This window comes from Wenzhouxiangella sediminis (assembly GCF_003410055.1).
Lineage (GTDB): Bacteria > Pseudomonadota > Gammaproteobacteria > Xanthomonadales > Wenzhouxiangellaceae > Wenzhouxiangella > Wenzhouxiangella sediminis.
On record NZ_QUZK01000003.1, the window covers coordinates 62,345 to 76,747 of the forward strand.

Sequence of the window (14,403 nt, forward strand, 5' to 3'; positions counted from 1 at the left end):
TGGCGGGCATCGGTTCTTGAAAACCTTTCAAACGCAAAGACGCAAAGACGCAAAGAATTAAAAAAGACTGGTCGATGCTTTCGATCGTTTCTCTTCTGGGTTCTTTGCGTCTTCGCGTCTTTGCGTTTTAAAGATTTTCAAACCCACCCCCTGATAGAATCTGGCCATGGACTCCAGCCAGGTCATTCGTGAGGTCGAGCAGCGCTGTCGGCAGCGTGGGCTGCGGTTGACGCCGACGCGCAGGCGGGTCCTCGAACTGGTTTTGTCGGCCGATGGCCCGGTCAAGGCCTACGACCTGCTCGACCAGCTCAAGGCCGAGCAGCCCAACGCGGCGCCGCCCACGGTCTACCGGGCGCTGGAGTTCCTGCTGGAAAATCACTTCATCCATCGGCTCGAGTCGCTCAACGCCTTCGTCAGCTGTTTCCACCCGGCCGAATCCCACCAGGGCCAGTTCCTGATTTGCGACGAGTGCCAGGCGGTGATCGAGATTCACGAGCCCGGTCTCACCCGCAATCTCAGCGAGGCGGCAGAGCATGAAGGTTTCCATCCCGACCGACAGGTGCTCGAAATCTACGGCCTCTGCAGCGCCTGTTACGAGGCCCGGCGCTCTTGAGTCGTCGGGAACGTCTCTACCACTTGCACGATATCCTGCGCCAGCGGCGTACGCCGATCGCGCGACAGGACCTGATGGACGAACTCGGCTGCTCCCAGGCGACGCTCTACCGTTTGATCAACGAGTTGCGCGACCACCTCGGCGCGCCCCTCGAACAGGATCCGGACGGTCGCGGCTTCTACTACGACCGCAGCCTGGCCGGCAGTTTCGAGCTGCCCGGCCTGTGGATCAGTCCCGACGAGCTCCAGGCCCTGCTGACTGCCCGCCACGTCCTGGGCAACGTCCAGCCCGGATTGCTCGAGGATGAACTCGAGGGCGTCCAGCAGCGCATCAACCAGCTGCTCGATGCCCAGGGACTGGACTTTTCGACCCAGCCCGGGCGCATCAATATCCGGCACGACGCCGGACGGCCGGTACCGGCCGAACTGTTCGAGGACGTGATGCAGGCCCTGTTCCGGCGCGAACGCCTGGTCATCACCTATCACGGTCGCCGGCGCGACGATGTCAGCGAACGGGAAGTGTCGCCTCAGCGCCTGACCAGCTATCGCGACCGCTGGTACCTGGATGCCTGGTGCCACCGCTCGGAGGGCCTGCGCAGTTTCGCCCTGGAACGAATCCGCGAGATCCGGCGCCTGGAGGAGGAGAGTCTCGAACTCCCGGAGGAGGACATCGCGCTGCACTTCGACCAGGCATTCGGCATCTTCTCGGGGCCGGCGGAACACGAGGCCTTGCTCCGATTCAGCCCGGAGGCCGCGCGGTGGGCCGCCGACGAGGTCTGGCATCCCGAGCAGCGGACGCAATGGCGGCCGGACGGCCGCTTCGAACTTTCCGTGCCGTTCGGCCGCAGCCGCGAACTGGTCATGGAAATCTTGCGTTACGGCAGGGATATCGAGGTCCTTGCGCCCGATTTCCTGCGCCAGGCTGTTTCGAGCCAGCTCGAGGCAGCGCTGGGACACTATCGCTAGGAATCGCTGGAAAACCGACCCCGATCGGAGTACAAAGGCAACTGTAGAGAGCCTGTCACGGTCATGTCATGGGGCTGTCACATGACGCTGCTGCAATGATGCCAGGTTGACTGCAAGGCTTGCCATGAATACCCAGACCATCCTGGTAGTGGAAGATGACGAGGCGATTCGCGACATGATCGTCTTCAATCTGGAGCGCTCGGGGTTTCGCGTGATCGAGGCGGGAGATTGCCAGACCGCCCGCGTGCGCATCGCCGACGACCTGCCCGATTTGCTCTTGCTCGACTGGATGCTGCCCGACACGAGCGGCGTCGAGCTGGCGCGCAGCTTGCGCCGTGATGAAATGACGCGCGACTTGCCAATCATCATGCTGACCGCCCGTACCATGGAAGACGACAAGGTGCGCGGGCTCGACAGCGGGGCGGACGATTACGTCACCAAGCCCTTCGGGGCCCGCGAGTTGATCGCGAGAATCAACGCATTGCTGCGGCGCACCGCGCCGGGGGGTGCTGACGAGGAGATCGAGGTCGACGGCCTGGTGCTCAACACGGCGAGCCACAGAGTCACGGGCAACGGCAAGCCGATCGATCTCGGACCGACGGAGTTCCGCATGCTGCGCTTTTTCATGACCCACCAGGATCGCGTCTACTCGCGCACGCAGTTGCTCGATTACGTCTGGGGCGGCGGGGTCTACATCGAGGAGCGCACCGTCGATGTTCACGTGCTGCGTCTGAGGAAGGCGCTGGCGCCGCTGGGCTTCGACAGCTACATCCAGACCGTCCGCGGCGCGGGCTACCGATTTTCGGCGGTGCAAGCAGCCTGATGCCTCGCGCGTGGGTCAGCGAGCTTCTTTTCCTGGCCGCCCTGCTGGCCGGAGCTCTCGTGCTGGCCCTCTTTTTTGGATATCTCCCCTGGTTTCTGCTGCTCGCCCTGGCGATCCTGTTCGGCCGTTGGTGCCACCAGCTCTACCGGCTCGATAGCTGGCTTCGCAGTCGGCGACGCAATCCGCCCTCTTCCTGGGGTGTTTGGGGCCAGTTGTTCGACGACTACTATCGATTGCGGCGCCGTCACCACCTGAGCAAGCGGCGCCTGGCGGCCGTGATTCGCGAATTCCGGGAGGCGACGGCGGCCATGCCCGACGGCACGCTGGTGCTGGATCGGGAGTTCCGGATCCTCTGGTACAACCAGGCAGCCTGCACGCTTGCGGGGTTGACCAGCCGGAGTGATTTCGGTCAACCGGTTTCCAATCTGATCCGCAGCCCGCGCCTGGTGGCCTTCATCGAGGTCGGGGACTTCGAACGCTCACTCGAAATTCCTTCGCCGGTCGATCCGACTCGGCGGCTCATGCTCCGTATCGTGCCGTACGGAGACGAGCAGTATCTCATGCTCATTCGCGACGTGACCCGCCTGCATCGACTCCAGGCCATGCGGCGGGATTTCGTCGCAAACGCGTCTCACGAATTGCGCTCGCCGCTGACTGTCCTCGGCGGTTATCTGGACTCGATGGTCGAGGATCGGGATCTCGACCCGGCCTGGCGCGCGCCGGTAAGGCAGATGCGTGCGCAGTGCCAGCGGATGAACAACCTGGTCAACGATTTACTCGAGCTGTCGCGTCTCGAAACCGAGGAGAGCGACGCGCCGATGGACAGCCCGGTCGACATGCCCGCACTCATCCGCCGCCTGGGTCGCGATGCCGTGCTCGCCGATGCCGAGGCGCACCCGCTCGATATCGATATCGAAACCGAGCGCTGTCTGCACGGCGTGGAAAACGAGCTCTACAGCGCCCTGTCGAACCTGGTCATCAACGCTTTTCGTTACAGCGAGGCAGAGCGCCCGGTGTCGGTGCGCTGGCACGAGGCGGACGACGGCGGCCTCGTTTTCGAGGTTCAGGACCGGGGCGTGGGCATCGATCGCCGGCACCTGCCGTTCATCACCCAGCGTTTCTACCGGGTCGACAGCTCGCACAGCCGTGCCCAGGGCGGCACGGGACTCGGGCTGGCGATCGTCAAGCACGTCCTCAAGCGCCACGGGGCGGAGCTGGACGTCGAGTCCGAGCCGGGCGTGGGCAGCATATTCCGCTGCGTGTTCCCTTCCGAGCGGGCCTGCGCGACACGCCAGCGCCGCAGCAGTGCCGTGTAATCGAACTGTCATTTTTCAGTCATAGAATGCGCAAGCAGATTTCCCAAGGAGTCCGATCGCGATGATCAAGCACCTGTTCAAGTATTCCGCCCTTGCCGCCGTCCTGGCCAGCGGGCAGGCATTTTCCCAGGCCGAAGTCGATCCGGCCTTGCCCGACTACGAGCCGGTTTCCGGCATTTCGGGCAACCTGTCGTCCATCGGTTCGGACACGCTCAACAACCTGATGACGCTGTGGGCCGAGGAGTTCCAGGATTACTATCCCAACGTCAATATCCAGATCCAGGGCGCCGGCTCCTCGACCGCGCCGCCGGCCCTGACGGAAGGCACGGCCAACTTCGGCCCGATGAGCCGCCCGATGCGCTCGTCCGAAATCCAGGCCTTCGAGGAAAAGCACGGCTATCCGCCGACCCAGGTCGGCACCGCGATCGACGTGCTGGCGGTCTACGTCAACAAGGACAATCCCATCGAGTGCATGAAGATGGAGCAGGTCGACGCGGTGTTTTCCGTGGGCCGACGCTGCGGCGCGCCCGACGATGTCACGCGCTGGGGCCAGCTGGGTCTCGAAGGCGACTGGGCCAACCGCGACTTCACGCTCTACAGCCGAAACGCCGTGTCCGGCACCTACGGCTTCTTCAAGGACAACGCCCTGTGCGGCGGCGACTTCAAGCCCTCGATCAACGAGCAGCCGGGCTCGGCCTCCGTCGTACAGGGCGTGACCGAGTCGCTCAACGGCATCGGTTACTCGGGCATCGGCTACAACACCTCGGGCGTTAAGGCGATCGAGCTGACCGAAGTCGGCGGCGACCAGTGCTTCGGGCCCACGGCGGAAAACGGTGCCAACGGCCGCTATCCGCTTTCCCGCCTGCTGCTGGTCTACGTCAACAAGCAGCCCAATCGCGAACTGCCGCCGCTCGAGCGCGAGTTCTTCCGTCTGGTGCTTTCACGCCAGGGTCAGGAAGTCGTCCTGCGCGACGGCTACATTCCGTTGCCGGAGTCGGCCGCGGCGCGAATTCGTGCGCAGCTGGGCATCGAGTAATTCCAGCCGGGCTGCATGCAGAGCCATCGGCCCCGGTTTCCGCCGGGGCCATTTGATTCGGCGCCACACCGGCATGAATGCCCCGAAACAGCCGAACCATTGAAAAGGGTTTCGTGATGAACAGCAACGCCAATACAGCCGGCGAGCGGACAAGCTTCCTGCCGAGTGCCGATGCGATGGCGCGACGCCGACGTCGCAGATACCTCGCAGACGGCGCGGCGCGCTGGATGGTGCGAGCGGGTGGCGGCGGCGTGGTCGTCGCCCTGGCGCTGATTTTTGTCTACCTGTTCAGTGAAGTCTTCCCCTTGCTCAAAGGTGCGTCCGTGGATACCCAAGCCAGTTACGTGGCGGAGGGATCGCGAAGCGCCGAGCCGGCTTATCTGGCGCTCGAGCGTTATGGCGAGATCGGCATGCGCTACAGCCGCGACGGCGAGCTGGTCTACTTCCACCTTGGCGACGGAGAAGTCATTCGCCGGGTCGACCTGGCCGTGCCCGAAGGCATCGAGGTGACCAGCGTCGGCAATGGGGAGCCGCGGGCCCGCCTGGTGACATTCGGGTTGAGCGACGGCACGGCCATCATCGTCCGGCACGGATTTGAACTGCAGTTTCCAGAGGCCGGCGTGCGCCGGGTGGTCCCGGCGCCCGAGTTTCCCGTCGGTGCCGACCCCGTGCTCGTGGACGACAACGGCGCAGCGCTCGATACCATTGCCGTGCAGCATTCGCGCGATGACATCGGCGTGGCCGCCCGGACCGCCGACGGCCGGATGATGTTCGTGCGCTTCCGTGTGAGCACCGGTTCTCTGACCGGCGAACGCGAGGTGCGCCGACAGGCTTACGAGCTGCCCGACGCACCGGAGCCGGTCACGCACCTGCAACTGAGCGCCAATCTGTGGAACCTGATCGGGGCGGACACGGATGGGCACCTTGTCTACTGGGACATCGCCAAGCCGGGCCAGGCCGTGGTCCGCGATCGCCGACGAGTGGCCGACGGCGATGAGTCGATCACTGCCCTCCAGTACCTCAACGGCACGTTTTCCATCGTTGCCGGCACATCGACGGGTCAGCTGTCCCAGTGGTTTCTCGTTCGAGACGAGACCGAGGACGCCGGGGACAACATCTTCTTCCTGGCCCGGGCGCGCGATTTCGAACAGCATCCGGGAGCGATTACCGATATCCAGGCCGAGTATGCCCGCAAGGGATTCGTGGTCGTCGACGACAGCGGCCATCTGGGCGTGCACTACGGGACCTCGGCGCGAACCCTGCTGCTGAAGAAGGTATCGGATCGTCCACTCGTCCACGTCGGGGTTTCGCCGGTCAACAATCGCATCATTTTCGAGGACGACGCCGGCCAATTGACCGAGCTCGATCTCTGGAACGAGCATCCGGAGGCTTCCCTGAAAGCACTCTGGGGCAAGGTCTGGTATGAAGGGCGCTCCGATCCGGAGTACGTCTGGCAGGCGTCGTCGGGCTCCGACAGCTTCGAGCCCAAGTATTCGATGGTGCCCCTGACCGTCGGCACGCTCAAGGCAGCCTTCTTTGCCATGTTGTTCGCCATGCCCCTGGCGATCGCCGGTGCCGTCTACACCGCGTATTTCATGTCGCCGAAGCTGCGCGGCATGGTCAAGCCCACCATCGAGGTCATGGAGGCCCTGCCGACCGTGATTCTCGGCTTCCTGGCCGGGCTGTGGCTGGCCCCGTTCCTCGAGAATCACATCCCGGTCGTGTTCACGGTGCTGGTCGGGCTGCCCCTGGCCTTCCTCCTGTTCGCCTGGGCCTGGGCCCAGCTGCCCAGAAGCGTGCGGAACCGGATTCCGGGCGGTTGGGAGGCGGTGATCCTGATGCCGATCATCTGCCTGCTGGTCTGGGGTCTTGTCGAGCTGTCCCCGATCATCGAAATCTGGTTCTTCGACGGATCCATGCGGCAGTGGTTTACCGACATGGGTATCACCTACGATCAGCGCAACGCACTGGTGGTCGGCATCGCCATGGGCTTCGCCGTGATTCCGACGATCTTTTCGATCGCGGAGGACGCCGTTTTCACCGTGCCCAAGCACCTCACCCAGGGCTCGCTGGCGCTGGGTGCCACGCCCTGGCAGACGGTCACGCGCGTCATTCTGCTGACGGCCAGCCCGGGCATCTTCTCGGCGGTCATGATCGGGTTCGGCCGGGCGGTGGGCGAGACCATGATCGTCCTGATGGCCACGGGCAACAGCCCGGTCGTCAATTTCAATATCTTCGAAGGCATGCGCACGCTGTCGGCCAATATCGCGGTCGAACTCCCCGAAACCGCGGTCAACTCGACCCACTTCCGCATTCTGTTCATGGCCGGTCTCGTGCTTTTTGCAATGACCTTCATCGTCAACACAATCGCCGAGATCGTGCGCCAGCGACTGCGTGCGCGGTACAGCAATCTTTGAGGTCGCGGATATGAAGTTCAGGGAATGGTTCAAGTCCGGTGATCCATGGATCTGGATGATCGGCGGTGCGCTGAGCATCTCGGTCATCATGGTGGTGGGCCTGCTGTTACTGATCGCCGTTCGAGGGTTCAGTCATTTCTGGCCGGCGCCGCTGGTGGAGACCACGGTGACGGCGGTCGACGGAAGCCAGTCCGTGATTCTCGGTGAAACGGTCGACAGCGAGACCCTGCCGGCAGATCGCGTTCGCGAGGCCGGGGAGTTCATCGACGAGGACGCCCAGGTCATCACGCGCCATCTCTTCAAGGTGGGCAATCGCGACCTGACCGGGCGCGATTTCGTCTGGCACCTCGAAGCGGCGCTGGGCGAGTGGCGCTATCCCGAAGACGCGATGATGATCGAGCGCCGTGAGTGGGGCAATTTCTACGGCTACCCGCTGCGCATCGAAGAAGATGGCGAGACGGTAGCCGGCGGAGAAGGGCTCTGGAGCGAATTGCAGGCGCGAATCGCCCGAGCCAACGAACTGCACGAACAGATCGATCGGATCGAGCGCCAGGAGATCGGGCGCATCAACAACCAGCTCGAGGAGATTCGTCTCGAAGAGCGCGGCCTTGAGCACTACGGCGTGACCGGGGCCGAACGGGAGGCGGTCATGGCCGACCTGGCGGCCCGCCGTGCCGCGCTCGAGACGGAGTACGAGGACCTTCGGGCCCAGCGCAATGACCTGCAGGCGAGAGCCGAGCGTGACGTTCTCTACGCCCGGACCGCCAACGGGCGGGAGGTGGCGATCAATCTCGACCAGATCGTCATGGCGTCGAAGAACAATGCGCTCGGCCTGGCAGGCAAGCTGGGTTTCTACTGGCATCGCATCGCCGATTTCCTGACGGGCTATCCGCGCGAAGCCAACACCGAAGGCGGTATCTTCCCGGCGATTTTCGGGACCGTCGTCATGGTGCTGATCATGTCGGTGCTGGTCACGCCCTTCGGCGTGCTGGCCGCGATCTACCTGCGTGAGTACGCGCGGCAGGGCCCGATCCTTCGCATGATTCGCGTGTCGGTCTACAACCTGGCCGGTGTGCCTTCGATCGTGTTCGGCGTGTTCGGGCTCGGGTTCTTCGTCTACCTGCTCGGCGGCAGTATCGACGAGATGTTCTTCCCGGAACGACTTCCGGCGCCCACCTTCGGAACGCCCGGCCTGTTCTGGGCCTCGCTGACCCTGGCGCTCCTGACGCTGCCGGTGGTGATCGTGTCGACCGAAGAAGGCCTGGCCCGGATTCCGCGTTCGGTGCGCGAGGGTTCGCTGGCACTCGGTGCCACCAAGTGGGAGACGCTCTGGAAGGTGGTCGTGCCCTTGTCGGCGCCGGCCATGATGACCGGCCTGATCCTGGCCGTGGCGCGTGCGGCCGGGGAGGTTGCGCCCCTGATGCTCGTGGGCGTGGTCAAGCTGGCCCCCAGCCTGCCGGTCGACGGCGAATTCCCCTATGTGCATCTGGAGCGCAAGATCATGCACCTGGGTTTCCACATCTACGACGTCGGCTTCCAGAGCCCCAACGTTGAAGCTGCGCGGCCGCTCGTCTACGCGACCGCCTTGACCCTGGTGGCCCTGATCCTGATCCTGAACCTGACGGCGATCGCGATCCGCAACCGCCTGCGGGAAAAGTACCGGTCCGAAAGTGATTGAAGCAAGCTAACCGCAAAGACGCAAAGAGCGCGAAGAGAATGATGGAAGAGAATCGAGAACAGTCCGTGCAGGTTCCGACCGGCGTGTCCGTGAGCCAGGACCGCGAGGCGCTCAATATCGAGCGCGAAGACATCTGCATTGAAACGCGGGGCCTCAACCTCTACTACGGCGAAGACCAGGCACTGAAGAACGTGAACCTGCGCATTCCGCGCAATCGCGTCACCGCCTTCATCGGCCCCAGCGGCTGCGGCAAGTCGACCTTGCTGCGCTGCTTCAACCGCATGAACGACCTGATCGACATCTGCCGCATCGAGGGCGAGATCCTGATCGACGGACAGGATATTCATCACCGCGATGTCGACGTGGCCGAGCACCGTCGGCGCGTGGGCATGGTGTTCCAGAAGCCCAATCCGTTTCCCAAGTCGATCTTCGAGAACGTGGCCTACGGCCTGCGCCTGCAGGGTGTGAACGATCGCCGCAAGCTCGCCGAAGTGGTAGAGAATGCACTGCGCTCGGCGGCTCTGTGGGACGAGGTCAAGGACCGGCTCGATGACAACGCCTTCGGGCTCTCCGGCGGTCAGCAACAGCGTCTGGTGATCGCCCGCGCGATCGCCATCGAGCCGGAAGTCATCCTGCTCGACGAGCCCTGCTCGGCACTCGATCCCATTTCCACGGCCAAGGTCGAGGAACTGATCATCGAACTCAAGGATCGGTATACCATTGTCATCGTGACCCACAACATGCAGCAGGCCGCACGCGTGTCGGATTTCACGGCCTACATGTACATGGGCGAGATGGTGGAGTTCGACGACACGTCGCGCCTGTTCACCAATCCGCGGCGGCGTGCCACCGAAGACTACATCACGGGGCGCTACGGCTAAGCCCGCCGCGATCCCCGGAGGAATCAGATCATGGACAAGCTGCATCTCGACAAGCACATTTCCCGCCAGTTCAACGAAGAGCTGGAGTCACTGCGTCAGCAGGTCATGACCATGGGCGGGCTCGCCGAGGAAATGATCAGCGATGCGACCCGTGCCGTTGTCGAAGGCGACACGGAACTGGCGCAGAAGGTCGTCGAGGCCGACGATCGCGTCAACGACATGGAAAAGGCCATCGACGAGCGCTGCATCTTCATCCTTGCGCGCCGCCAGCCGACGGCCAGCGACCTGCGCCTGGTCGTCGCCATGCTCAAGACGATCAACGACCTAGAGCGCATCGGCGACGAGGCCGAGAAGATCGCACGGATGGCCATCTCGCTGGCCGAAGCAGATCGCCCGCGCAACAATTACCGTGAGCTTGAGATCATGGGCACCACGGTGCGCGGCATGCTCCACGATGCGCTCGACGGTTTCGTGCGGCTCGCGCCCGAAGTGGCCGTGGATCTCGTTCGCGAGGACAAGAACGTCGACGCCGACTATGAGGCGGCCCTGCGCCAGTACCACACCTACCTGGTCGAGGAGCCGCGCAGCACGCGCCGCATCCTGGATGCCATCTGGGTGGCCCGATCCATCGAGCGCATCGGCGACCATGCCAAGAACATCGGCGAATACATCGTCTACCTGGTCGAGGGCAAGGACCTGAGGCACGCGTCCCTGGCCGAGATGGAGCGCGAACTCGCCGAGGACGACGATTCCGATTGAGTTCCTGCCCCCGGGCCTTTCTCAGGTTCTGAGAAGGGCCCGTGCTGAACTGCTCTCACGTTCATGAGATGGAGTTCAGCCATGCAAGTCGCAATCGTAATACGCCAGGCCCGTCCACGCGCGCATCGTCGCGAGTCGTTCCGCCAGCATGCCCGGCAACTGGGCGCCGTGGCCGGCGAGTTGCTGGCCCTGGCCAGCCTGACCGTCGCCCTGGCGGCCGGAATGATGATCCTGACCGGCCTGCTCGGCTAGCCCGTTTCTACGGGCATTCCAGCCCGGCCAAGCGAGTCAGGCGCTCCAGCGGCAGGACGCCGCCAACGAATCCTTCGATGTCGGTCTCGTACTCGAACTGCCCCTGGGCGCAGTCCAGGGACAGTTCGGCCCGGCCCCAGAGAGTCTGTTCGAGGGCGCCGGGATCGTAATCGTCTCCGAATACCGGCCCGCGAACGGCGCGCAGTTCGGGGAAGACGACGGGATCGGTGCTGCCCGCCCGGCTCAGGCCGATGATCCAGTAAGGCCGTCCCTCCGCATCGAAGGTAAACCAGACGAGCATCATTTGTTCCGGTGAGATCCACTGCACCGTCAGTCCCTGGCCGGCTTGCGCCGGGTCGTACCAGGAGCCGCTCTCGCCGGCCCGCTCGATGTCGGGGAATCCGACGTTCGGGCCGCAGGGCGCGTTCCAGGTCGATGTCAGTGCCTGGAAATCGATCGTGCGATGGAAGCCGTAGGCCTCGTATTCGTACCAGCCACCGGTGCAGCCGTCGAATACCATGCGGGCGGAGCCGACGGTGGCGGTCTCGACATCCTCCGGATCGAAATCCGGTCCGAACCGTGCGCCGCTGGCCGCTATCAGCTCGGGAAACTCGACGCGATTGCCTTCAATGCGGCCGTTGCCGACCAGCCATCTCGGACGGCCCTCGTCGTCGAAGGTGAACCAGTAGGCCACAGCCCGGTTTTCGGGAAGCACTTCGAGTACCCAGCCTTCACCGCTCCGGTCGGGGTTGAACCACATGGCGGAATGGCCTGCGCTCACCGGGATGACGGGATCGGCTTGTCGGGTCGTGGCCGCCAGGGCCAGGGTTCGGTCGCGACCGCCCAGGTCGGGGCCCAGTTCACCGTCGTAGTCCCGCCAGGCGCCCCAGCGGAATCCGGCTGGCGTTGCCGGGTCGGCGTCGAGGCTGTGCCCGGTCATGTCCTCGGCTGCGAGCACAAGGGTGACGCTGCGGCTTCGGGATCCCTCGAGGAGGGCGATGTTGTTCTGGTTGTCTTCGAGTCGAATCGGAATCGTCACCGTATCGTCGCGGTAGCGGGGACGGCGACCTTGCCAGGTCGAGGGTTGCCGGTGCCACTCGGCCTCGCCGGCGACAACAGACAGCGTCTCATTTCCGAGCGCGAGCCCGGCCTCGATGTCCAGCGAGGAAGCGGCGCGTCCGGGAAACGGCACCACATCGCCGTCTTCTCGCCAGCGCATTGGCTTGTTGAATGTCACCCGCAGTCGATAGGCCTCGCCTGCCGACAGGGGCCGAACGCTGCGCGTGACCGCCTGCCTGCGACCTTCTTCGGCCGGCATCCACCGGGCGGTCCAGAGCGTGAACCGGCCGGACTCATCGAACAGTTCCGCGCGAACGACATGGGGTGGGCCGGCCATGTGATAGGCGATTGCGGTCATCGTTTCCGCCAGGTTTTCGCGGACCCGACGGATTTCGCTCTCGGGCAGGATGAAACCGTCGTGACCATTGTTGCCGAAGCCGCCGTACTCGGCGCCCGTGGCCTGGCCGGGCTCGATCTCCCAGGTGAGGGAGGGAACATGGAATTCGCTCGCAAAATACTCCGAAGTGGTACCGATACCGAAATCGATGTGGGACGGGTCGTCGATGTAGCGTTTGCGCCCCGGCAGGGCAGCGTGGTGATCGGCTGCCAACTCGAGAACGCGCCGCTGGATTCCGTTGCGCCGCTGGTTGTCGGTCAGGACGCTGAAGAAGACCTTGCTGAAGGAGTGCATGTCGGCGTAGAAGCGCAATTGCTCCCCCGGCGCCAGCTCGGCCGCGCTGATCAGGGCCTGCGTTTCCGGTTCGGAGGCCGGGGCCGGGCCGCGGTAGGTCAGATCAACGGCGGTTCCGGTCTGGGGCGGTCCGGGCCAGGCGGGCTCGTTGTTGCGGTTGAGGTCGACGCCGGCAAGGCGTCCCGTGCTCGTCGTCAGGTCTTGGTCGGCCCCCCGAAGGTTCTTGCGCCGCATGCGGCCGTCCCTGGGCGAGGTGTCGGGATAGCGGTTGTCGACGTCCAGCCAGTTGCTGCTCGGATAGCGCTGGGTCTGAAGAAAGCCGTCGACGTTGAGCACGGGGATGAGCACGATGCTGGTCTGGTCGAGGACGAAGTCGATCCAGTGCCGGTCGCCGCTCTCTTCGGCCAGCAGTTCCATCAGGCCGGTCACCACTTCCGGTGACTGCCACTCGCGGGCGTGAATGCCCCCGGTGAACTGCAGGGCACCGCGCGGCAGCCCCTCGAATGTGCTGTCGCCACCGCGGCCGATCCGATAGGCCCAGATATCACGGCCCTTGCGGGTGTGCCCGACGATCGTCGACGAGACGAAATCGTGCATGGCGGCCAGGTCCTGATGCCGCGCGTGCAGTCCGGCATGACTGCGAAAGCCGTCGAAGGGAAGGGGTGTATCGACGGGGATCGGCACGGGATAGCCCAGGCCCAGGCGACCCGGCCCTTCGGTCCAGTCGACGATCGATTGGGCGGGCAGGTTGGGAGCGGCCGCCAGGAGCGTGATCGCGAGGACAGACCTAGCGCTGATCATGGTGCATCCTCAGGATCGGGTCGGCCCGACTCGAGGGCCGATTCCAACTCTGCGAGCAGTTCCAGGCGCCGGCGACCGGTTTCGCCCAGCGGACGGGAAGCGGCGGCCTGCAGCCAGTCTTCGTTGTCCATGCGGGCGAGCTGCAGTGCCGCTGCACCTCCCAGGGCCGGGTCGTCGAGCAGTCCGACCAAGTGGGCACCCCATTCGCGGCGGATCTGCGGAGACTTGGGCAGGTGATCGGTCAGGTCGCTCATCGCCAGGGCCGCGATGCTCTTGTCCGGATGCTGCATCGCGACGAGCATCAAGGCGTCGGCAGCCTCGCGCGCCAGCTGCCGGCGAAGTCCGGGCAGCTGCGCAGCCAGCTCGGGCGCCTGTGCCGAGGCAATCCACGTCTCGAGCCAGCCCACGTTGCCCCGAGCCAACTCGATTTCGACACGGCCCGGTCCACAGCCGATCGGTGTGGATGCGCACTGTAGCGCCAGCTCATCGAGCCGGTAGCGGGGGAGCTGCTCCAGGGCCGCAACCATGCCGCGGTACCTCGCGCCGTCGGCAGGGGCCGTGGCGAGTGCGCCAGCCAGCGCCGCGGTGTCGGCAGATCTCGTAACTTGCTCGAATCCCTCGCGCCAGTCCCATTCGTTGGCCAGGCCGCGGGCGGCCGCCGCGACGTTGAAAAGCGGCACCGGGTGGTGCGGGCCTTCTTCATGCCCGGTCACGGCCAGCGGCGGCATCGCCGAAAGGCGATCCAGGATGAATGAGGGAAGGGTGCCGGGGGGCAAGCGCCGCAGCCGCTGCAGGTAGCCGTACAGAACGGCGTCACGCTCGGCCGGCGAAAGTCCGGGGTCGACGCGGAGTTCATCGATCCTGGATGAGACCTTGCCGGCGTCCGAAAGACTGGTTTCCAGCAGGGACTCGATGCGGGCCTCGACTTCGCTGCTTATGGCCGTCCAGCGGGCCTCTGGCGGGACGCGGGTTGGCTCGGCGGCCGCAGCCGCCGAAATGACGACCGGCAGGGCAGTCAGGAGGCAGCTGGCCAGAGCCAGCCGGAAGAAAACGGTCCGCATCGACGCATCCTGGGGCGGGACTGTCGACGAATATAGCAGCGCGGCGGTGCC

At 64.7% G+C, this 14,403-nt stretch carries 12 protein-coding genes; 10 read left to right on the plus strand and 2 right to left on the minus strand.

Going from position 1 to position 14,403, the window contains the following annotated elements; genetic code table 11:
• Window positions 1-166 precede the first annotated feature (166 nt).
• The 10 genes from DZC52_RS00595 to DZC52_RS15420 all read left to right on the plus strand — a co-directional run bounded on the left by DZC52_RS00595 (window position 167) and on the right by DZC52_RS15420 (window position 10,740).
• On the plus strand, window positions 167-613 hold the full coding sequence (locus DZC52_RS00595) for a Fur family transcriptional regulator (RefSeq protein ID WP_116649180.1): 447 nt from the start codon (window positions 167-169) through the stop codon (window positions 611-613).
• Window positions 610-1,578 carry a helix-turn-helix transcriptional regulator gene (locus tag DZC52_RS00600; protein ID WP_116649181.1) on the plus strand — a complete coding sequence of 323 codons (969 nt, stop codon included), beginning with the start codon at window positions 610-612 and terminating at the stop codon, window positions 1,576-1,578. Before DZC52_RS00595 ends, DZC52_RS00600 begins: the two co-directional genes overlap by 4 nt.
• A 124-nt stretch (window positions 1,579-1,702) precedes the next feature.
• Entirely contained in the window at window positions 1,703-2,401 is a 699-nt protein-coding gene (phoB, locus tag DZC52_RS00605; RefSeq protein ID WP_116649182.1) for a phosphate regulon transcriptional regulator PhoB, read from the plus strand.
• Window positions 2,401-3,717: a phosphate regulon sensor histidine kinase PhoR gene (gene phoR, locus DZC52_RS00610; RefSeq protein WP_116649183.1), complete on the plus strand. Its 1,317-nt coding sequence runs from the start codon at window positions 2,401-2,403 to the stop codon at window positions 3,715-3,717. Before phoB ends, phoR begins: the two co-directional genes overlap by 1 nt.
• Before the next feature lie 61 nt (window positions 3,718-3,778).
• Window positions 3,779-4,753: a PstS family phosphate ABC transporter substrate-binding protein gene (locus DZC52_RS00615; RefSeq protein ID WP_116649184.1), complete on the plus strand. Its 975-nt coding sequence runs from the start codon at window positions 3,779-3,781 to the stop codon at window positions 4,751-4,753.
• Between the two features lie 176 nt (window positions 4,754-4,929).
• Complete coding sequence (locus tag DZC52_RS00620; protein ID WP_245960727.1) at window positions 4,930-7,170, plus strand: ABC transporter permease subunit; 2,241 nt, start codon at window positions 4,930-4,932, stop codon at window positions 7,168-7,170.
• A gap of 10 nt (window positions 7,171-7,180) precedes the next feature.
• The gene (gene pstA / locus DZC52_RS00625; protein ID WP_116649185.1) at window positions 7,181-8,848 is read left to right on the plus strand and encodes a phosphate ABC transporter permease PstA; all 1,668 of its coding nucleotides are present in this window, start codon (window positions 7,181-7,183) and stop codon (window positions 8,846-8,848) included.
• Between the two features lie 41 nt (window positions 8,849-8,889).
• A complete protein-coding gene (gene pstB, locus DZC52_RS00630; RefSeq protein WP_116649186.1) occupies window positions 8,890-9,729 on the plus strand; it encodes a phosphate ABC transporter ATP-binding protein PstB in 840 nt (279 codons plus the stop codon).
• Between the two features lie 30 nt (window positions 9,730-9,759).
• Window positions 9,760-10,488, plus strand: coding sequence for a phosphate signaling complex protein PhoU (gene phoU / locus DZC52_RS00635; protein ID WP_116649187.1), 729 nt, complete (start codon window positions 9,760-9,762; stop codon window positions 10,486-10,488).
• Window positions 10,489-10,569: 81 nt separating this feature from the next.
• The gene (locus tag DZC52_RS15420; RefSeq protein ID WP_181918694.1) at window positions 10,570-10,740 is read left to right on the plus strand and encodes a hypothetical protein; all 171 of its coding nucleotides are present in this window, start codon (window positions 10,570-10,572) and stop codon (window positions 10,738-10,740) included.
• Window positions 10,741-10,747: 7 nt separating this feature from the next.
• Here DZC52_RS15420 and DZC52_RS00640 read toward each other — a convergent pair whose 3' ends face one another.
• Together DZC52_RS00640 and DZC52_RS00645 are read right to left on the minus strand one after the other, a co-directional pair.
• Window positions 10,748-13,291 (minus strand): M14 family zinc carboxypeptidase, encoded by a 2,544-nt coding sequence (locus DZC52_RS00640; RefSeq protein WP_116649188.1) that lies wholly within the window; start codon window positions 13,289-13,291, stop codon window positions 10,748-10,750.
• Window positions 13,288-14,352 (minus strand): hypothetical protein, encoded by a 1,065-nt coding sequence (locus DZC52_RS00645; protein ID WP_116649189.1) that lies wholly within the window; start codon window positions 14,350-14,352, stop codon window positions 13,288-13,290. Before DZC52_RS00645 ends, DZC52_RS00640 begins: the two co-directional genes overlap by 4 nt.
• Between the last annotated feature and the right edge of the window lie 51 nt (window positions 14,353-14,403).

What these genes read in the sequence shown, in the direction of transcription:
- pstB (WP_116649186.1), top strand. Translation starts at nt 8,890, where the DNA reads ATGGAAGAGAATCGAGAACAGTCCGTGCAGGTTCCGACCGGCGTGTCC.
- DZC52_RS00615 (WP_116649184.1), top strand. Translation starts at nt 3,779, where the DNA reads ATGATCAAGCACCTGTTCAAGTATTCCGCCCTTGCCGCCGTCCTGGCC.
- DZC52_RS00620 (WP_245960727.1), top strand. Translation starts at nt 4,930, where the DNA reads ATGGCGCGACGCCGACGTCGCAGATACCTCGCAGACGGCGCGGCGCGC.
- DZC52_RS00595 (WP_116649180.1), top strand. Translation starts at nt 167, where the DNA reads ATGGACTCCAGCCAGGTCATTCGTGAGGTCGAGCAGCGCTGTCGGCAG.
- DZC52_RS15420 (WP_181918694.1), top strand. Translation starts at nt 10,570, where the DNA reads ATGCAAGTCGCAATCGTAATACGCCAGGCCCGTCCACGCGCGCATCGT.
- pstA (WP_116649185.1), top strand. Translation starts at nt 7,181, where the DNA reads ATGAAGTTCAGGGAATGGTTCAAGTCCGGTGATCCATGGATCTGGATG.
- DZC52_RS00645 (WP_116649189.1), bottom strand. Translation starts at nt 14,352, where the DNA reads ATGCGGACCGTTTTCTTCCGGCTGGCTCTGGCCAGCTGCCTCCTGACT.
- phoB (WP_116649182.1), top strand. Translation starts at nt 1,703, where the DNA reads ATGAATACCCAGACCATCCTGGTAGTGGAAGATGACGAGGCGATTCGC.
- phoR (WP_116649183.1), top strand. Translation starts at nt 2,401, where the DNA reads ATGCCTCGCGCGTGGGTCAGCGAGCTTCTTTTCCTGGCCGCCCTGCTG.
- DZC52_RS00640 (WP_116649188.1), bottom strand. Translation starts at nt 13,291, where the DNA reads ATGATCAGCGCTAGGTCTGTCCTCGCGATCACGCTCCTGGCGGCCGCT.
- phoU (WP_116649187.1), top strand. Translation starts at nt 9,760, where the DNA reads ATGGACAAGCTGCATCTCGACAAGCACATTTCCCGCCAGTTCAACGAA.